At 55.2% G+C, this 20,169-nt stretch carries 13 protein-coding genes and 2 pseudogenes; 5 read left to right on the top strand and 10 right to left on the bottom strand.

Annotation, left to right across the window (positions count from 1 at the left end; all coding sequences use genetic code 11):
- Positions 1-93 precede the first annotated feature (93 nt).
- Positions 94-306, bottom strand: a pseudogene (locus K3169_RS16270) (winged helix-turn-helix transcriptional regulator); the annotation flags it as partial.
- 145 nt (positions 307-451) lie between these two features.
- On the opposite strand from K3169_RS16270, the gene K3169_RS16265 reads away from it, so the two are divergent.
- Positions 452-1,015, top strand: a complete 564-nt coding sequence (locus K3169_RS16265) for a carboxymuconolactone decarboxylase family protein (protein ID WP_263267161.1) — start codon at positions 452-454, stop codon at positions 1,013-1,015.
- Positions 1,016-1,600: 585 nt separating this feature from the next.
- Here K3169_RS16265 and nhaA (K3169_RS16260) read toward each other — a convergent pair.
- Positions 1,601-2,776 (bottom strand): annotated as a pseudogene (nhaA, locus tag K3169_RS16260) (Na+/H+ antiporter NhaA); the annotation flags it as partial.
- A gap of 291 nt (positions 2,777-3,067) precedes the next feature.
- On the opposite strand from nhaA (K3169_RS16260), the gene K3169_RS16255 reads away from it, so the two are divergent.
- Together K3169_RS16255 and K3169_RS16250 are read left to right on the top strand one after the other, a co-directional pair.
- Positions 3,068-4,948 (top strand): DUF294 nucleotidyltransferase-like domain-containing protein, encoded by a 1,881-nt coding sequence (locus K3169_RS16255; protein ID WP_263267160.1) that lies wholly within the window; start codon positions 3,068-3,070, stop codon positions 4,946-4,948.
- Between the two features lie 14 nt (positions 4,949-4,962).
- Positions 4,963-5,667 (top strand): 3'-5' exonuclease, encoded by a 705-nt coding sequence (locus tag K3169_RS16250; RefSeq protein WP_263267159.1) that lies wholly within the window; start codon positions 4,963-4,965, stop codon positions 5,665-5,667.
- Positions 5,668-5,788: 121 nt separating this feature from the next.
- On the opposite strand, the gene K3169_RS16245 is transcribed toward K3169_RS16250, so the two are convergent.
- The 5 genes from K3169_RS16245 to K3169_RS16225 all read right to left on the bottom strand — a co-directional run bounded on the left by K3169_RS16245 (position 5,789) and on the right by K3169_RS16225 (position 12,604).
- A complete protein-coding gene (locus tag K3169_RS16245; RefSeq protein ID WP_263267158.1) occupies positions 5,789-6,901 on the bottom strand; it encodes a mechanosensitive ion channel family protein in 1,113 nt (370 codons plus the stop codon).
- Positions 6,902-7,001: 100 nt separating this feature from the next.
- Entirely contained in the window at positions 7,002-8,672 is a 1,671-nt protein-coding gene (locus K3169_RS16240; RefSeq protein ID WP_263272308.1) for a BCCT family transporter, read from the bottom strand.
- A 490-nt stretch (positions 8,673-9,162) separates the two neighbouring features.
- Positions 9,163-9,543 (bottom strand): DUF1850 domain-containing protein, encoded by a 381-nt coding sequence (locus tag K3169_RS16235; protein WP_263267157.1) that lies wholly within the window; start codon positions 9,541-9,543, stop codon positions 9,163-9,165.
- Positions 9,540-11,567: a TRAP transporter permease gene (locus K3169_RS16230; RefSeq protein WP_263267156.1), complete on the bottom strand. Its 2,028-nt coding sequence runs from the start codon at positions 11,565-11,567 to the stop codon at positions 9,540-9,542. Before K3169_RS16230 ends, K3169_RS16235 begins: the two co-directional genes overlap by 4 nt.
- Before the next feature lie 80 nt (positions 11,568-11,647).
- Positions 11,648-12,604: a TAXI family TRAP transporter solute-binding subunit gene (locus tag K3169_RS16225; RefSeq protein WP_263267155.1), complete on the bottom strand. Its 957-nt coding sequence runs from the start codon at positions 12,602-12,604 to the stop codon at positions 11,648-11,650.
- Between the two features lie 249 nt (positions 12,605-12,853).
- On the opposite strand from K3169_RS16225, the gene K3169_RS16220 reads away from it, so the two are divergent.
- Positions 12,854-14,161: a chloride channel protein gene (locus K3169_RS16220; protein ID WP_411567002.1), complete on the top strand. Its 1,308-nt coding sequence runs from the start codon at positions 12,854-12,856 to the stop codon at positions 14,159-14,161.
- 1 nt (position 14,162) lies between these two features.
- Here the strand turns inward: K3169_RS16220 and K3169_RS16215 are convergent, their stop codons facing one another.
- Positions 14,163-15,440 (bottom strand): DUF2254 domain-containing protein, encoded by a 1,278-nt coding sequence (locus tag K3169_RS16215; RefSeq protein WP_263267153.1) that lies wholly within the window; start codon positions 15,438-15,440, stop codon positions 14,163-14,165.
- Between the two features lie 237 nt (positions 15,441-15,677).
- On the opposite strand from K3169_RS16215, the gene nhaA (K3169_RS16210) reads away from it, so the two are divergent.
- Positions 15,678-17,027, top strand: a complete 1,350-nt coding sequence (gene nhaA, locus K3169_RS16210) for a Na+/H+ antiporter NhaA (protein WP_099269354.1) — start codon at positions 15,678-15,680, stop codon at positions 17,025-17,027.
- A 41-nt stretch (positions 17,028-17,068) separates the two neighbouring features.
- Here nhaA (K3169_RS16210) and K3169_RS16205 read toward each other — a convergent pair whose 3' ends face one another.
- Together K3169_RS16205 and K3169_RS16200 are read right to left on the bottom strand one after the other, a co-directional pair.
- Positions 17,069-18,487, bottom strand: coding sequence for an FAD-binding oxidoreductase (locus K3169_RS16205; RefSeq protein WP_099269353.1), 1,419 nt, complete (start codon positions 18,485-18,487; stop codon positions 17,069-17,071).
- Positions 18,488-18,532: 45 nt separating this feature from the next.
- On the bottom strand, positions 18,533-19,867 hold the full coding sequence (locus K3169_RS16200; RefSeq protein WP_099269352.1) for an MFS transporter: 1,335 nt from the start codon (positions 19,865-19,867) through the stop codon (positions 18,533-18,535).
- Between the last annotated feature and the right edge of the window lie 302 nt (positions 19,868-20,169).

The raw sequence follows: 20,169 nt of genomic DNA, 5'->3' as shown, positions 1-20,169 counted from the left end.
GTCTCCATCTAAACGGCGATGTTGGATAGGCTTACGCAGGGCGGGGCGCCCATTTTACTTGATCAACTGTCACGCACTGGTTGCTGCGATGATTCAATCCCGTGCCTGACTCAAACTTACCTCTGCGCCCTGGTCAAACTTCAACCGTGCAGCTTCAACATCAGGTAATTTATCGAGCGTCCATTTATGCAATTCGCGAAATGGCTGCTGCAGTGTTCGCCCCAGTTGAGTGATCTCATACTGGACCGCCACAGGCGAGAACGAAATGACCTTGCGCGAGACGATGCCATTTCGCTCCAGCCGCCGCTTCCCGAGATTGATGTTGAGAAACGCCGTTCGACCCCGCCCTAAAGCTACATGCTAAATTCAAGCAGCCCGCCATGATGAGATTGCTGACAAACTCAAGCGTGCGCTGCACCTTATGTTGAAAAGTCTCTGAGGAAATACCGTCATGGTCATTCAATCGCGGCTGAGCGAACTGACTGAGGCATCCATGGATGAAGCCCAGCGTTCGGTACTCAAGGACATTCTTGCCGGCCCGAGGGGCAACCTGGATGGACCTTTTCTGGCCTGGATTCACAGTCCAGAACTGGCCAGTCATGCCCAGCAACTGGGAGCATTCTGTCGATATGGCACGCGGCTCGAGTTGCGCCTGACGGAGTTGGCGATTCTCTTCACCGCAGCGTGGTGGCAGTCGCAGGCCGAGTGGCAGATTCATGAGCCGATCGCACGTGCGGCGGGAGTCACAGACTCTGTTATTGAAGCACTGCGACTGCAAGTAGTGCCGCAATTTGCGCGCGAGGACGAAGAGTTGGTCTACAGCCTGGGCAAGTCATTGTACGAGACGCGTCGTATTGACGAGGATTTGTATGCGAACGCAATCCAGGTGTTCGGAGAGCCTGGCCTTGTAGAGCTTGTCGGGGTGTTCGGGTATTACTCGTTGGTGGCGATGACTTTGAATGTGTTCGCGGTGCGTCGTGATACTGATGCACCGCTGCCGTTTGTTGAGGGATGAGTCTGTTGTTGAACTGATGCTCCGTGCCTTTTGGGGCCGAGGCATGTTGCTATGAAGATGTGGCGTGATGCCTTGGCAGGATCATTTGGTGAGAGGCTGTCCGGATCGCCAAAAAACATTTTGACTGGGCTCTAAGACGGTAGTTTCAGGTCATAAAAAACTAATAATGCCCCCAGTTTTGCCCCCAATGGCACTGGGTGTGCGAGCGATCGCGAACGGCGATTTCTGACATGGATCTGGGTGGCTGTGGCTGGTATTCAGTGTGCCTTCGTGTACTGGATGAGCACGACACTTTGCCGACAAAGAGCACCAGAGCTGGTCAGGTCATTCTCAGCCACACCAGCCTGCGAAGCTCCGCAGGTAGCTCGGTATCGAACTGGCTGACGCGCTTGAAATGTGAAGTGTGACCAAGGTACTGGCGACGGGGCAGTAACCCCGCCGCTTTCAGGGTAGCCAGAAGACTTGATCCTGCATCTGGAAGACCTCAATTGGTCACTATATGCCGCTTACTTTATCGAGCTGATCGGGTCCGTGGCTGCCTGACCGGTTGATATCAGGCTCCAACAGGAGCGGCCTGGCGCTGAGAAGAACTGCAACCCCTAGAGCAGCGGAAAGCACTGAGCCGAGTAACACACCGACCTTTACCTCATCTACCAGGAGTGGATTTCCGGCAAAGGCCAGTGCCCCGATGAAAAGGCTCATCGTGAAGCCAATGCCGCATAGCAGTGCTATGCCGTATAGATGGAACCAACCACATTCTTCCGGCAATTTTGCCAGACCTGAACGAATGGCCAGCGCGGAGAAACCGAACACGCCCACTTGCTTGCCCAGCAAAAGCCCCAAAGCTACACCCAGCGGCACTGGATCAATCAGATTACCGGGTGACATGCCTGCAAGAGACACTCCGGCATTGGCAAAACCAAAGACGGGCACGACGGCGAAAGCAACCCACGGATGCAGCTTTTCCTCCAGATAGAGAAGTGGAGACTTGCGCTCGTTGTTCGAATCACCCAGCGGAATGCAGAGCGCGAGAATGACTCCCGCCAACGTCGCGTGAATGCCGGACTGGAGCATGAAAAACCACAGTAAACCGCCCGCAATCAGGTAAGGCCAAAGCCTCTTCACGCCGCAACGATTGAGCACGAGCAGAAAAACAATCACGGCCAGCGAAGCCATAAGCATGCTGATGGATAAACCGCTGGTGTAGAACAGTGCGATGATAACGACTGCCCCAAGGTCATCAAGAATCGCCAGAGCAGACAGGAAAATTTTCAAAGAGACAGGAACGCGCTTGCCCAGCAGGGACAAAACGCCCAACGCAAAGGCGATGTCCGTTGCCGCAGGAATTGCCCAACCACCCAGGGTTTCAGGATTTCCCCAGTTGATGGCAATGTAGATCAATGCCGGTAAGAGCATACCTCCCAGTGCGGCAAAGCCTGGAAGTGCGCGCTGGCTCCAGCTGGATAACTGACCTACGAGCATTTCACGCTTGATTTCGAGGCCGACCAGCATGAAGAAAATAGCCATCAATCCATCGTTGACCCAATGTTCGATCGAGAGACCAATGAGTTTGATATGCAGGGTTGAAAAGTAAGCTTCAGACCATGAGGAGTTCGCGACGACGAGCGCGGCAAACGCAGCCGCCATCAAAATCAGGCCGCCAGCGGATTCGGCAGCGAAAAAGCGGGTTAGAAAAGCCAGCGCAGCTGGTGTTGCACGATGACTATGGTCTTTTTCAAGACGCGAGGGATCCAGGTTCATAGGCGCGATAACCCCGCGCGGCGGCCCGACCTGCGCTAAGTTAAACCTGCCATGCCGCGTATTTGCGGTGACACCCAGCGGGGCATATTACACAAATGCCCATGACAAGACGACCCGTTGCTGGCTACCAGGAAATACAGCAATTACGTCGGTTCCCCCTGCGGGCTTCTTCACACGGGCATGGGTTGGTTGAACATCTCCCTGACATGTGATTTGGTGGCGCATGACTGGAGCACTAATACTGCCCGGGTACTTCGCAGAGCCCACCTTGCTCATCAACTTTGAGGTTCCATGCAAATCGAGTTACTGGAGATTCGCGATCATCTTCAACGCTTCGCACCTTTCGATACGCTGCCGCAGGCATCGCTGGATGCAATCGCCCAGCGCGTAGAAGTCAGCTATTTCAAGGCCGGCAGCGATATCCTTGAGGCGGGAGCGGTCATTGAGGACCTGCACTACGTGCGCAGCGGGGCAGTGGAGGTTTATCGCAGAAATGGCGAGCTCTATAACCGACTTGTTGAAGGAGACATCTTTGGCCAGGCAGGTTTGCTGCGCAGCAACAAAGTTCGCTTTCCTGCCCGGGCCCTGGAAGACAGCCTGATTTACTTTATTCCCTCAGAGGTGTTCGCCCAGTTATGCGCGCAACACGATGCCTTTGCCGATTTCGTTGAGGCTGAAGGCCATTCCAGACTCAAGTCCGCCGTCGATGCTCAAGGCCGTGCAAGCGAGTTGATCCAGCTCAAAAGTCGCGCTTTGATTTCTCGTGCTCTGGTTTGGGTCGCATCCGATACCTCGGTGCATGACGCCGCTAAAGTCATGACCGAACAAAGTGTTTCTTGTGTGGTGGTTATGGCTGCGGGTGAAGGCGAAGCAGCAAAGATGGTCGGTATCGTCACTGATCGTGACCTGCGTACCCGTGTGGTTGCCTTGGGGCGAAGCGGGGTATCTACATCCATCAGTGAAGTCATGTCCAGCGATCCCGTAGCAATACAGGCAGATGACTCGGTGTTCGAGGCGATGCTGGTCATGCTGAGGCGTAATATTCATCACCTGCCAGTCGTGTACAAGGGCCGTACCTTAGGGCTGATTAATCTGTCGGATATCATCCGTTACGAGTCCCAGAGTAGCCTGTACCTGGTCAACCGCATATCCAATCAGACGTCTGTCGCGGGACTGCGCTCGTTGCTCCGCGATCTTCGCGCCACCTACATTCGGATGGTGCGGGACGGCGCGACGGCGCACATGATTGGCAGCGCCATTTCAGGTATTGGCCGGGCCTTTACCCAGCGCCTGATTGAATTGGCGGAGAAAGAACTGGGCCCGCCGCCAGTACCTTACTGCTTCATGGTGCTGGGCTCGATGGCTCGAGATGAACAGTTGCTGGTGACCGACCAGGACAACGCTCTGGTGCTGGATGATCGGTTCGACCCCGTTCTGCATGACGGTTATTTTCACAGTCTGGCCACATTCGTCAGTGATGGCCTCGCAGCGTGCGGTTATAGCTACTGCAAGGGTGGGGTGATGGCCACCAATGATCAGTGGCGGCAGCCGTTAAGGGTCTGGCGGGCCTACTTTGAGCAATGGATCGAAAAACCAAATGCTGCGACGCTGCTTAACAGCTGTATTTTTTTCGATCTCGATGGAGTTTATGGCCAGCTTGATCTCGTTCACGAGCTCAAGCAGTTGTGTGCGGAAAAATCCAGCACCCATCCCGGATTTCTTAACGCAATGGCCCGGATCGCGCTGAACCGTACTCCGCCGTTGGGATTCTTCCGTACTTTTGTAGTGGAAACAGACGGCCAGCAGAAGAGAATTATCAATTTGAAGGGCAGGGGAACAGCGCCCCTTACCGACCTCATACGCATCCACGCTCTGGCATGCGGCAGTACGGCACAGAACTCGTTTGATCGCCTTGATGCAATCAGCACGACCCAGCGTTTACAGCCCGATGCAGTGGAGCATCTGCGTTACGCATTGGAGTTTTTGTCCATGGTCCGCATCCGGCATCAAGCAGAAGCCCTGGAGCAGGGCGCGACGCCGGATAACTACATCGAGCCGGAGCGCTTTTCGACCAGTGAAAGGCACAACCTTAAAGAGGCGTTTCAGGTGTTGAGCAATGCGCAGAATTTTCTGCGGTTTCGCTATCCGGGCAAAGGGCGTCAGTCGCAATGATGGATAGCCGCTCCGTGAGCAAACCTGAAACTGTGGATTGGGCCGACAGGTTTCAAACATTGGCTAAGAACGCGATTAATCCTTGCGTGCGAAGCTTCTATGAAGCTGGCGCCGTTGACGCAAAGACACCCATAGAACAAGTGCAACTGCTGGCGATGGATGTGGAGACCACCGGCCTCAATGCGCAGACCCATAGCATTGTCAGCATCGGGCTGATGCCGTTCAGCTTGCAACGTGTACGTTGTGGTCAGGCATTTTATCGGGTGATTAAGCCTCCCTCAGAGCTGAGTGACCAATCAATCACCTTCCACCACATAACCCATACCGATATTTTGCAGGCTCCCCCGCTGACTGAGGTTGTGGACGCCCTGTTGGGTACGATGGCAGGGAAGGTGATGGTTGTGCATTACCGTAATATTGAGCGAGGCTTTCTTGATCAGGCTTTTCGCCGTTACCTCGGCGAAGGGCTGCAGTTTCCGGTCATTGACACCATGCAACTGGAAGCACGAATGCATAGACAGAAACCGGGATGGCTCGACAGGTTTCTTCGTCGTCCTCAGCCCTCGATCAGGCTTGCTGACAGCCGCGTGCGCTATAACCTGCCAAACTACCATGCGCATCACGCACTAACCGATGCCCTTGCTACTGCCGAGTTGCTGCAGGCGCAGATAGCTAACCATTACTCCCCATCTACTCCCATCGGGACGCTGTGGGATTGATCTACTGCTACGCTTGATCAAGCCTTTTTACCATGCAGATCCGTAGTCTCCCATATCGTTATGGCCGTCCAGTTAGCAAAAAGAAAACAGTGCGCGGCAACTGCAGCAGTAACGGCGTTAGTTAAGCAGCGTGGTCGGTACGGACAGCGAGCGTGCTTTCACTGGGGACTGAAGCCACATGAATCGTGCGCGAAGGGTGGGCAAAAGTGACACCCAGTTCGTTAAAGGCCTCCAGTATCCCAAGGTTGATTTCCTGCTGGACATCCATGTAAACGTTGTAACTTGGGTCGAGTACGATGTAGACCGTCTCGAACTCAAGGGCGCTTTCACCAAAGGTTCGTAAGTGTGAGCGATCAAATCTGGCCTTGTCCTGATGGCTTACGATATTTTCAATCAATTTAGGCACTGCTCTGGCTTGTTCGGGGGAGCAGGCATAGGTGAGTGCGACCTCAAATACAATTCGACGTTCTTGGAGTCGCTTGTAGTTTTGTATCGTACTGCCAATCATCTCTGCATTGGCCATCACAATCTGCTCGCCGCCCAGACTGCGTATGCGCGTCGTCTTCAGGCCTACGTGCTCCACGGTACCGGACAGCGAACCGACAACAATAAAGTCGCCAATCTCGAAAGGCTTATCTACAGCAATAGACAGTGACGCAAAAACATCTGCCAATATATTCTGCACCGCCAGTGCGATTGCAATGCCGCCCACTCCAAGGCTTGCGACGAAGGCAGTGATGTTTACGCCAACGTTTGAAAGCATGGACATCACGACGATGACCCATAGAAATACTTTTGCCCCCCACAGACTCAGCGTTGCCAGCGCACTGCCTTCGAACGTCTGATGGGTGCCGTGACGTCTGAAGTACCGGGAGAGTGCGAGTGCAATAGCCCGGTTCACCCATAAGCCAACTTGCAGCGCCGCCACTACAAACCAGAGGCTGCTCACTCTGCCCAACCAGCGCTCAGGCAAATCCAGTACGCCGATACCTATCAATAAGGATGCGAGCAGTAGAAGTGTATTGCTGGTCCCTGACAACACTTCAACCGTGATGTGGCTGATATGAGCGGTGGGTTGCGATGATTTCGAGTGGAGTTTTTTGAGGAAAAATCCAATCACAGTCCTGGCGCACAGGAAGCTTATGGTTGACACCAAAATCGCTAAGGCCCAATTGGCTAATGCAATGCCCAAGATTTGGTAGTTTATGAAAAAATCGATAGTTTCCTGAAGCATGCGACCCTCAATAGTGTCCCGCGAGAGCGCAACTCCTTTGCAGAGTTACGCGTCTCGCAGACGAATTAATTTCAGATTTTGTCAACTCACCTGTCAGGTATCACGATCGAGGCTCAGACATCAGGCCTTTGATCAGGGAAATGCACCCCAGCATCAGTACAATCGCGAAGGGCAGGCCGGTTGAAACTGCCATCGCCTGCAGTGCCACCAGACCACCACCGAGCAACAAAGCGATGGCGATCACGCCTTCGATGATTGCCCAAAAAACGCGCTGTGGAACAGGTGCATCGACTTTGCCACCGGCTGTGATGGTGTCGATCACCAGGGACCCGGAGTCAGACGACGTAATGAAGAAGACAATGACCAGGATAATCCCCAGAAACGAGGTGATGTCCTTGAGCGGTAAATGCCCGAGCATTGCGAACAGTTTGAGCTCCAGTACGGCATCCTTGACACCGACAAATCCCTGGACCGTGGCTTGGTCAATCGCCGTTCCGCCGAACGTCGTCATCCACAATACTGAAACGAGTGTAGGTACCAACAACACTGAGACCAGGAACTCTCGAACTGTTCGACCACGACTGACACGGGCGATAAACATCCCGACAAAGGGCGACCAACTGATCCACCAGGCCCAGTAGAAGGCAGTCCAGCCTTGAGTAAACTCGGTGTCAGTTCTTCCGAAGGGGTTGGACAGTGCCGGAAGGTACTCTGCGTAGGTCACCAGGTTCTTGAAGAACCCGCTGAAAATAGCCAGGGTCGGGCCCACTACAATAATGAACAGCAGGAGCAACAGCGCCAAACCCATGTTGATCTGGGACAGCAGCTTCACGCCTTTGTCCAGACCAGCCAACACCGACCACAGTGCGATCAGTGTGATGCCAATGATCAGCACAACTTTGCTCAGGTTCGTGGACTTGATACCGAATAGATACTCAATCCCCGCAGCTGCCTGTTCCGCGCCGATCCCCAGTGAGGTCGCCAATCCGAATAGCGTGGCGAAAACCGCGAGGATATCGATGATATGCCCTGGCCATCCCCAGACACGCTCGCCCAGCAATGGATAGAAGATCGAGCGTATTGAGAGCGGCAAGCCCTTGTTGTAAGAAAAAAGAGCGAGGGACAGGGCGACAATCGCGTAGATCGCCCAAGGGTGCAGTCCCCAGTGGAAGATCGTTGAGGCCATCGCCAGGTCGGCGGACCCTTTCATATCGCCTGCAGCACCTGCCAGCGGAGCCCAGTCGGTACGAACTCCATTCGCATCGAACGTGACACCACCCATTGACGCGGCATAGTGCGACATAGGTTCGGCAACGCCATAGAACATCAGTCCGATACCCATGCCGGCGGCAAAGAGCATTGAAAACCAACCAATGTAAGTATGGTCTGGCTTGGCGTCTCTTCCGCCCAGGCGAACCTTGCCCAACGGGGAAACAATCAACGCCAGACACAGCACAACAAACACGTTCGCCACGCTCATGAAAAACCAGGCAAGGTGCCCGGTCAGCCAGTTGCGGATGGAGCTGAAAAGAGGTTCGACCTCATTCTGTAGCGCTAATGTCAGAATGACGAACAGCAATATTGCAGCTGCCGAAATGATGAAAACTTTGCCATGGATATCGAGCGAAAAGGAGAAGTCACCCTTTATGTTGTCCTGACCGATGACGTAGTCGGTATCAATGAGATTAGCGGCTCCGCTGGGAGCAGGGATGCCGTCCTCACTGACGGGCTGAGGATTGACGGGTAGATCATCCTTTGGATTTTGACCCATGAGAGCCTCCTTGGTTAGGGCACGCATTGCGTGCATTTGTATTGATGCCCGCTGTTCCGAGGGTAGAACGAGATATTTGGTTCCCCGGTCGGATCGAACAATCAATCGGCTGTCAGATGCCGAGGGTGTGGGTTGTCCGCCCGAGCAATCGGGGGATCAGTGTCAGTTGCAATCTCTGGAGCGAAGCCATTCCACCCTTGAGAACAACTTTATGAGGTAAACCAGGCTGCGGTCACAGGTCTGGTAAGCGATCGTTTATGTCCGTCAGAACGCTGAACATTCGAGCTGATGATTGAATGAGAAATCATGCGGCGTGCGCAGTGCTAAGAGCCTACTCAGGCAATATGCAATCATGGCATGCCTTCTAAAGGCGACAGGATTTTGGGCCGGTCAGCCCGTCCTTTAAACTAAATTTTTCTTAATGCAGATTAATACACGCTTTTTATCCAACCGGTTTTTTGTCAGGTGAGTCGCAGACGCGGCTTTGGTCTTACGTACAGCTCCAGAGCTCTATTGACGCGTCACTGCTGCTGGGTAGTCCTACCCATTCGCTCATCAAGTGGCAGGTGCCATCGAAACACAGCTGGAAGTCACCAGCTTCCGGCGTGCGAGCAAGTTTGAGCGGCTGCAGGGGCGATAGTTGACGTTGGTAATGCCAGCTGCCGTTTTGAAGTTGTGCGTCTGGCGGGATCTCCATGCCCGCGCCAGCCCCACGGACCCGGGCCTCACCCAAAAGCAGGCCCTGCTCGGTGACGCGATAATCTTCCTCCCAGCGGATTTTTTCGATGGTGTGGGTCCAGGCGAGCGTGAAATGGGAGAGGGGGAGCTGGGCCCACACCACGCCGGCAAGGCCCAGACACAAACCGATCATGCTTTCGCCAAGCCTGACTGACGAGCGCGCCAGTAATGCTGGCCGATCAATAATAAGCCCAGCGCGAAGCCGATCTCATCGGTCAACGGCAGAGCCACTACCAGTAAAGCTCCGGCGATGAAGCTGATTGAGCGTTCCCATACCGGCATTTTCTGTTGCAGATACCCGGTGGAGGCCATGCCCCAGAGGCCTACGGCCAAGGTTGTCTTGATCAACATGTACGCGGTCATCCACAGGTTGTCACCTTGCAGCATCAGTGCCGGGTTATAGACCGCCATGAATGGAATGACAAACCCGGCCAGAGCAATGCGTACCGCCCATAGACTTATCTTGAATCCTGTCTCTTTGGCAATCGGCGCAGCGGCAAAGCAAGCCAGAGCGACCGGCGGGGTGAGGTCAGCAAGGATGCCGAAATAGAACACGAACATATGCGACACAATCAGTGGAACGCCTAGCTCCAACAGGGCCGGTGCGGCGATTGAACTGGTAATGATGTAGTTGGGAATGGTTGGGATCCCCATGCCCAAAACCAGGCAAGTGATCATGGTGAGGATCAGTGATAACAGCAGATTGTCCCGGCCAATTGCCAAAATGTAGCCAGCGAAGGTCGATGCAACACCGGTAAGTGAAACCACACCGATGATGATGCCGACTAATGCACAGGCAATTCCTACTGGTACTGCGTGACGTGCGCCATCAACCAGCGCATGCAGGCATATAGTCAGGGTCTCCCGACCGCCCTTGATAAACCAGCAGACCACTACCAAAACTGCTATGACCGCAAAGATGACCGCGATCCCCAACTGGAAAAAGCCGACGCACAGCACCCCCAACGCAATCCAGAATGCGCAGCGTAAAGCGAAGCTGGACACCCTGAGGATGATCGCCGAACCGAGAATCACAATGGCAGTCAGTGCCAGCCCAACCATGCCGGAGAACAGCGGGGTACGTCCCGAAAATAGTAGATAGACCAGCACCAACAGAGGAATCAGTAGGTACCAGTTTTCCTTTACTGCCCCCAGCGCGCTGGGACATTGGTCTTTGGGCAGTCCCTGGAGATTGGAGCGTTTGGCTTCCAGATGAACCATCCAGAACACTGAGCCGAAATAGAGGATGGCGGGAATCAACGCAGCCTTGGCGATTTCTACAAAAGGCACGTTGATGGTTTCGGCCATGATAAACGCCACTGCGCCCATCACCGGCGGCATCAGTTGGCTGCCCATGCTTGAGGTTGCTTCCACCCCGCCAGCGAAGGCTGACCGGTAGCCGAAGCGCTTCATCAGCGGAATAGTGAACTGCCCTGTGGTAACGACATTGGCGATGCCAGAGCCGGTGATAGTGCCCATCAGTGCTGACGAAACAACCGCTACCTTCGCTGGTCCTCCGGTTTTGTGGCCGAACAATCCCATGGCGAAATCAGTGAACAATTTGATCATGCCAGCCTGTTCAAGGAACGCACCAAACAGGATGAAAAGAAAGATGTAGGTGGCGGAAACGTAAGTAGGTGTGCCGTACAGCCCTTCGGTACCAAACGACAACTGGTTGACTATCTGGTCGAAGCCATACCCTCGGTGGGCCAGGTCACCGGGTAAGTATTCCCCCAATAAACCATAAGCCAGGAACAGACCACAGATCACCGGGAGCGCGATCCCCATCACCCGCCGGGCAGCCTCGAACACCAGTGCAATCAAGACCAGCCCGATCACCATGTCGCTGGTTGTCAGGTCGCCGGAGCGCTGAATCAGATCCGCCTCAAATACCCACTGATAAAGTGCGGTGGCAATACCGGCCAGGCTTAGTATCCAGGCAAATGGTTGCCAAGGTCGTTTCCTGCCGTAAGCCGGATAACTCAGAAACACCACCCAAAGCAGGAAACCAACGTGGACGGCCCGCAATATCTGGCTGGAAATGGGGGCAAACGCCGCGGTGATGATCTGAAAGATCGAAAACGCCAGCGCCACATAAAACAAGGTTTTCGGCCAGTCCTGCGGGTTCGCGGGAATGCCGTGCTGATCTTCACTCATGTGCTGCCTGCCTCATGACTGCATTGAAATCGAGCGATGTGCCGGTGCAGCGGCACATTAAACCGCTGCACCTTGCCTATTTAGAGCACGCCTTTTTCTTTGTAGTAACGCTCGGCACCCGGATGCAATGGGATGGGGAGGTTTTTCGCAGCATTTTCCAGCTTGATGTCTTTGGCTGCTGAGTGAGAGTTGCCCAGACGCGTGAGGTTTTCGAAGATCAGCCTCGTCATCTCATAGGCAACCTCATCCGCAACATCTTCACGGGTAACGAGAATATTGGTGATCGCAACCGTCGGTACTGCCTCCGGTTGCCCATCATAGGTATTGGCCGGAATCATTGCGCTGTGATAGGCAGCGTTGCCAATTTTCTCCACCACGTCGGTGGGGATTGAGACATAGTTCAACGGCATGACCGAGGACAGGTCACGAATCGCCGCCATACCAAGCCCCGAAGACTGCAGCGTGGCGTCCAACTGTCGGTTTTTGATCAGTTCGACAGATTCGGCGAAGGGCAGGTATTGCACTTTGCCCATGTCGTCATAAGTCAATCCGGCCGCCTTGAAGATCGCCCGTGCATTGAGCTCCGTGCCTGACTTTGGGGCTCCGACCGACACGGTTTTGCCTTTAAGATCGGCCAACGTCTTGATGCCTGATTCCTTACTGGCCACGATCTGAATGTAGTTGGGGTAGGCCCCTGCGATGGCGCGCAACTTGGTCAGCGGTACCTTGAAGCCTGCGTCTTCCACACCATTTTTGGCGTCGGCAACCGAATCACCGAGGGCAAAAGCCAACTCTCCGCGCCCGGCCTGCAGCAGATTCAAATTCTCTACCGACGCTTTGGTGGCTTGAACCGAGGTCTTCACGCCGGGTATTGCTTCCCCGTAGATTTGTGAAAGGGCTACCCCGATTGGATAGTAAACCCCGCTTGTGCCACCGGTAAGTACGTTGATAAACACCGGTGCAGCCTGTGCAGTGGTGGTGGCAACTGCCAGGGTTGCCGCAGCGGCCAGAAGGGTGAAGCGCTGTGTTACTCGCATTGGGAATGCTCCGTCTTGTTATGGCTTTTATTCAGAGTCATTGCACTGTAGTTGATGCAGGCGAAAAAGGTGGCGACTTGCTAGCCAATCTGTTCGCAAGTGTGTCGCGAGAACTTTGCGCGCAGGTTGTCAGCGGCTGGGCGTATAAACATCGACGGTTTGTGTTTGGACGTCGTCGTTAATTTGAGTAGTCTTGCTGACACATCATGCTGAACCGCAACTGGAAACCATTGAGTGATTACACCAATAATGCTGATACGCCGCCGTTTCGCCTCGATGCGATGGCGCACCCGTATCACGCTGTGGGCGGCCGCAACCATGGCGGGCCTGCTGGTGGTTATGTTTGCTCGTTTGGCCGATATGGCTTTGGCCCAATTTGCCCAGCAAACTGCCGAGCGGCCTTGGCTACCCTTCATTTACACGCCCCTGATCGGCATGCTGGTGGTGTGGCTCACTACGAGTTTCTTTGTCGGCGCTCAGGGCAGTGGAATCCCGCAGGTGATTGCGGCCACCCGGCTGGTTCATCAAGGCAAACGCGTGGACGGTCTTCTGTCGCTACGGATAGCCTTCGCCAAGATAGGGCTCGGCACGTTGGCGTTAACTGGAGGCTTTTCGGCTGGGCGCGAAGGCCCTTCCGTGCAGGTCGCGGCCTCGATCATGCATTTCTTTCATCGGTTCTTGCCCAATGCACGGATCATTCGCGCTGAGGACCTCATTCTGGCCGGTGGTGCGGCAGGTATTGCCGCTGCGTTCAACACCCCGCTGGCCGGCATCGCCTTCGCTGTGGAAGAGCTGGGACGCAAGCTGGAAACCCGCACCAGCGGGGTGCTGCTCAGTACCATTATCCTGTCGGGGATGGTCGCAATTGCCTTGCAAGGTAATTACAACTACTTCGGTCACTTCGACATAGAGGGCATCAATGTCGATATTGTCGTACCAGTGATGGCGATCGGTGTCGGCTGCGGGCTGTTGGGCGGGTTGTTTAGCCGAATGTTGCTGTGGCCTCAGCGACATCGTGAATTTTTAGTCTGGGAGTGGCGCGCCCGGCATCCTGTCTGGTTCGCTGGGATCTGTGGCTTGATTGTGGCGATATTGGGTTGGCTAAGCGGTGGCATGTCTTTTGGCAGTGGCTACGGCATCACGTCCCATGTCATTGCCTCCGAAATCAGCCTGCCGTGGCACGCCCCAATCACGCGTTTTCTTGCCACATTGGTGACTTATTTCTCGGGCATTCCCGGCGGCATATTTGCCCCGGCCCTGGCCGTGGGTGCCGCCGTAGGTGCAAACGTCGCTGATCTGTTCGGCCTGGCTGCGCAGCCCATGATCGCCCTATGCATGGTCGGTTTTTTGGCTGCTGTTACCCAGTCGCCCATCACGTCCGCGATCATCGTCATGGAGATGATTGACAGCCATTCTATGGTGATCAGCCTTATGGCTGTCGCCCTGATCGCCAAGGCAGTGAGTTCAAGAATGGGGCCTGAGCTGTATCAGCAGTTGGCTCGCGGCTTTATTAAGGCTTCGTTGGATGATTTGATGCCGCGCCAAGCCAGGCAGTAGGCTAAACCGCAAAAGGCCGGGCCAGTGCGCGGAGTTGATCTTTATCCTCTTGCAGAGTGAGCGCGCTATTGGCGCGCTTGAGTAGAAGATCCGCGTGCCTGGCACATGGCTTTTGGAATAGCACCGGATTGATCTGCGAGAGGCTGACAAGGGCTTTCATCAAACGCACATCCACTTCCAGTAGCGGCGCACCATCTCTGGCGATGGGGGCGAAGAAGTCATCGAACAAGTCGTCCACTGTCAGGCCACGCAGGTAAACCTGCTCACAGTCCGAGTCGATCTGCGAAACGCGTTGTTGCGGTTGCGCCCAGCAAGTGAGGGTTCTGACTCCCCGACCAATGACGTCGATAGCAGTCCCCGGATCATTGACTGCTGGTGAGAGGGCGCGTGAAGCAATTTCGGAAAGGACCGAAAGCCCGAACCGTGGGTCGTGTTCGAAAGTTCGACGAACCCCCAGCGTCAAGGCCTCGAGAATTTTCTCCTCCAATGGATAGTGTTCGTCAGCCGTCTTATTGCTCAGGGCCACTGTGTGAGCAAGGGGCATGCCCAGGTGGACAAAGCTTCCCGGCAGAATATCCAGATAGATTTTCAGCTGTCGCGCTTTGGCGATGAGCCCCAAAGCATGTACATCGATATGTTGCACATAACCTGTGTCGCGACTTTTGACCGATTGTGCAGAGGAGGCAAGCGCGTTATCTACCGGGTAAACCGTACCACCCAGATAAGGCCATTGACCCCTCTTACTGATAGCTTCGATTGCAGCCTTTTCCACCCGGTCAATGGTTTCGCCGACACGCCCGAGCTTGGACAAATGATCGATCCAGCGCAACAAGGTGTAGACGATGAGGATGACCACCACGATGGTCACGGCAAACAGCAGCACTCTGCCTTGCCTGCCGTAGGCACCGGTACTCAGCGCAATGATGCCTACCAGGCTGAACAGAAATGAGCCAATAAAAGTAGCAAGCGCGTTTTGTGTGGTGGTGTCTTCCATCACCAGCGTCGTCGCACGTGGCGTAACGCCGCTGCTCGCAGCGCCATAGGCCGTCACCATAGTGCTCAGCGAGAAGGTGGTGACAGCCAGCATGCTGGAGGCGATGATTCCCAGAATCTTGTCGACAGCGTCGGCACCGATTCGGGTGGGTAGCGACTCGGGAATGAAGTCTTTGAAAACCACGGCAAGTAATGCAGTTGCGACCCCGAGCAGGGAAAACAGGCTGGCTCTGAACCACAGTCGCTTGGTCAGTTGACTCAGCAGCCAGCGCCAGCGAGCGATCATAATCAGTCCTTTTAAATGTCGGGTCAGTTGTGGGCAAAGCGTGAATGAGGTCAGTGAGGTGTGCCACAGGCTACGGCTGATTGAGTGTGCCTCAAGTCAGAAGTTTCATGGCGCGTTAGGCCATGGCAATTTGCATCTCATCCGCCAGCTTCTTATGATCGCGCTGGGTGCGTTGTTGCATACGGCACTGCGCAGGTTAAAATCAAACGTTGGTCGGGCCGCCAACGGAGCTTTATTGTGTCTGAAAAAAACTCGGCCTCTGCAGCTATTCCCCGTCCTCAGGTTTTAACCGAACGTGCGTTTTCTGCGCTGGAGCGGTTCTCTCATATTGAAGCGGTCAGCGGGATCGTACTTTTGCTCGCGGCCTTGGCGGCGCTGATTTGGGCCAATAGTCCGGTCGCCGAATCCTATGAGCATTTCTGGCACACGCAGGTCACCTTGGGGGTGGGTGATTTCAGCGTCTCCCGCTCACTTCATTTTCTGGTGAATGATGGCCTGATGACGATCTTCTTTTTGGTGGTTGGCGCTGAAATCCGCCAAGAGATCAAGGACGGCGCACTGGCGAATATGAAACTCGCGACACTGCCTTTAGGGGCGGCGCTGGGCGGTGTCATGATGCCGGCGATCATCTACACGCTGCTTAATCACGGTAGCGAGGCGAGTGCTGGCTGGGCTGTGCCTACCGCGACTGACATTGCTTTTGCCGTCGGAGTACTCGCCTTGCTGGGGAAATCTATCCCAAGTGGCGTGCGGATTCTGCTGTTGGCACTGGCCATTATTGATGACATCGTCGCGATTTTGATCATCGCGATTTTTTACACCGAGAGCCTGGATTATCTAGGGCTGGTAGTCGCGTTGGGCGGTTTGGCGCTGGTATTGGTTTTACAGCGAATGGGCATAGGCAAGGCATATGCCTATGTTGTGCCGGGTGCCATCGTCTGGTTTGGCCTGCTGAAGACTGGAGTTCATCCAACGCTGGCGGGAGTGATCCTTGGGCTCATGACCCCGGTGAACTCCAAGCCCGCAACGGAGCGTCCACTGGAAACAATCGGGCGGACCTTCCATGAGTTAATGGACCGCTTTTCTCAGGCCAAAGATAATCCGCAGGCCGTCGCAGAACCACTCAAGCAATTGCGCCACGCGCAGCGCGAAGTGCTGCCACCCGTTCAGCGAATCCAGGTTGGGTTGCACCCTTGGGTGGCTTTTGGCGTCATGCCCCTGTTCGCACTGGCTAACGCCGGGGTGAGCTTTGCGGGCGCCAATCTGGATGAGGCGCTTTCCCAGAAGGTGTTTATGGGCGTGATGCTGGCGTTGGTGCTTGGAAAACCGTTGGGCGTTATGCTGGCCAGCTTTGCTCTGGTCAAACTGAACATCTGCAAGTTGCCTGATGGTGTGACGTGGAGTGGAGTAGGGCTAGTTGGTCTGCTGGCAGGGATTGGCTTCACTATGTCTATTTTTATTGCATCGTTGGCGTTTTCCGATGCTGCATTACTGTCCTCCGCCAAGCTCAGCGTGCTGGCCGCCTCTTCGGTTGCAGCAGTCATAGGTTTGATTTGGGGGAAGATAACGTTTCATAAAAGAGCTTGAAACGTCATCTCACCCCCAAGCTTTTTGGCCGGGCCCCGGTGTTACAGCAGTTTGCCGGGGTTCATTAAACCGTCCGGGTCAAGGGCTTGCTTGAGGGTTCGCATCAGTTCCAGTTCCAGCGGCGCCTTGTAGTGCTGAGCGGCGTCCCGCTTGGCTTGTCCGAGACCATGCTCGGCGCTGATGCTGCCTGCAAACGCGACTGTTGCATCGTAAATGACGTGCATGATCGCGTCGGCATGGGCTTTGAAAGGTACATCTTCTGTGCCCACAGGTTTGCTGATGTTGTAATGCAGGTTGCCGTCCCCGACGTGCCCGTAAGCGACAATTCGCACGCCCGGAAAAGCTTCTTTGAGCTTACGGTCAGTTGCCTCAATGAATGCGGGAATGCTGCTGACGGGCACACTGATATCGTGTTTCAGGCTAGGGCCTTCATGGTTCTGGGCTTCCGATATGCCTTCGCGTAATGCCCACAGTGCCGCGACCTGGGCCTCGTTGCTGGCAACTACGGCGTCTAGTGTTTCACCTTGTTCTAACGCTTCGCCCAGCCCGTCTTCCAGCATTTGGCCCAGATTCGCGTCAATCAGGGTGTCACTGAGCTCTATCAATACGTACCAGGGGTGAACTTCGTTGAACAGATCGTTGCAACCCGCCACGTGCTGCAGAACGAACTCCACGCTTTGCCGCGACATCAGTTCAAATCCGGTCAGGCGATCGCCACACAATGTGCGCATGCGGCCGATCAGGTCGACCGCTGCCTGTGGGCTTGGCAACGCCACCCATGCAGTGGTCAGACTGCGCACTGCGGGAAACAGTTTGAGCACGGCAGCAGTGATGATTCCCAGCGTTCCCTCCGAACCTATGAACAGGTGCTTGAGGTCATAACCTGTGTTGTCCTTGCGCAGGCCGCGCAAACCATCCCACACACGCCCATCGGCGAGCACCACTTCAAGCCCCAGGGTGAGGTCACGCATGTTGCCATAGCGTAAGACGGCGGTCCCGCCTGCGTTGGTCGCTAGGTTGCCACCAACAGTGCAACTGCCTTCGGCGCCCAGCGAGAGCGGAAACAGGCGGCCCACTTCAGTGGCAGCCTCCTGCAAGCGTTGCAGGATTACCCCGGCTTCTACAGTGATGGTTTCATTGGCCGCGTCGATGGCGCGAATCGCGGTCATGCGCGTCAGTGACAACACGACCTGAGTGCCCGAATTGTCCGGAATCGAGCCTCCGCACAATCCTGTATTACCCCCCTGGGGTACCAGCGCCACGCCGGCTTCTCGACACAAACGTACGACCTCAGCGACCTCAGCGGTGCTGGCTGGACGCACCACCAGCGCCGCCTTGCCACAGTAGGCGTTGCGCCAGTCACTCAAATAGCTCTGCATGCGCTCTGGGTCCTGGATCAGGCCCGGTGAGCCGACTACCTGCTCAAGTGCTTGTATCAATGCTTCGCTCACATGACTCATGACACGTTCCTTCTTATTGTTAGCCCAAAATGAAAACCGATGAGTTCAATCCTTGACGGCCGAACCGCCCGACCCATTCTCCAGATCAATCCGGTAAATACGGCCCACCACAACCAGATAGAAAAACACCGCCAGCAGAGCGTTGGCCGCGACGTAAACCAACGCCGAATCAAACGAGCCGGTGCGACTGACCAGATAACCAACCACAATTGGCGTAGTGATCGCCGCCAAGTTGCCGAAGGTGTTAAACAGACCGCCCGAGAGGCCGATGATCTGGCGCGGCGAGGTATCGGCGACTAGCGTCCAGCCATGCGAGCCGAAGCCTTTGCCAAAGAATGCCAGGGCCATAAGCCCGACCACGGCTGCGTCGCTCTGAACGTAAATGCACAGCACCATGCTGCTCGACAGCAGCAGGCCACAGACGATGGGGAGCTTGCGGGCCAGTGTGAGGGAATAGCCCCAACGCAGCAGACCGTCGGATATCAAACCTCCCAGGACGCCACCCACGAAACCGCTGATCGCTGGCAAGGCGGTGAAGAAACCGGCGGACAGGATGGTCATGCCGCGCGCCTGCACCAGATAAACGGGGAACCACGTCAGGAAAAAATAGGTGATCGCATTGTTGCAGTACTGGCCCAGGTAAAGGCCTATCAGCGTTCGGTGGCTCAGTAGCAACTTGAGGTAACGCCACTGCGATTCGGTGGCATCACCCACGCGAGGCTCAAGGTCCAGCAATCCGCCACCGGATGCTATATGGCTGAATTCGGCCTGGGTGATCGTCGGATGCTCACGTGGCCCATGGATGACCCTGAACCAGAGGATGCTGAACAGCAGACCAAATCCACCGAGCACGATGAACACGTACTGCCAGCCCATGGCCTGGACGACCCAGCCCATCAAGGGGGCGAAGATCGCCGTGGCAGAGTATTGCGCTGAACTGGAAATGGCCGTTGCCGTGGCGCGCTCTGCGCTTGGAAACCAGGCGGCAATTATCCGGGCGTTACCTGGGAAACAGGGGGCGCCGGCAAAGCCCACCGCCATCCTGAGGAGGAACAGGCTGACGATTGTCCAGCTCAGCGGTAACACGCCGACAAACCCCTGTATCAGGGTAAATAGCGACCAACTGAACAGCGCGATGCCGTACACCCGACGCGCACCAAAGTGGTCGCACAGCCAGCCTCCAGGAATCTGGCCGATCACGTAGGCCCAGCCAAACGCCGAGAAAATATAGCCGAGGGTCAGCGCGTCAATTCCTAAATCAGCCTGCAAGGCAGAACCGGCAATGGACAGGCTGGAGCGGTCGGCGAACGTCACTGATGTGACAAAAAACAGCATCAGCAGGATCGAGTAACGGACCCGGCCCGGTTTGGTTTCAGGCATATGGCTTGATCTTCCAATGATCGAACACGTTGTTATTTTTGTTTTCGACTCCGCGAAGCTGACCGGTGACGCCTGCTCGCCTGGTCAGCATGAGCTGGGATAGTCCGAGACGGGTAAGTTATCGTACGACTCAAAAAAACACATCTTTTAACTGACCTGAAGTTATTCGTGCCTGAATGTCTTCAATTCTGGGACTGAAGCCATAGCGCTTCTATGATCGGAGTTCACGACAGACAGTTGAAAGGTATTTATCACCAGCCGATCGCACATTGACAGCAGTACGGCTGCTTGGTAGAAAAGCT

It is taken from the genome of Pseudomonas phytophila, assembly GCF_025643095.1.
Lineage (GTDB): Bacteria > Pseudomonadota > Gammaproteobacteria > Pseudomonadales > Pseudomonadaceae > Aquipseudomonas > Aquipseudomonas quasicaspiana.
This window is presented reverse-complemented; position numbering and strand designations above follow the sequence as displayed.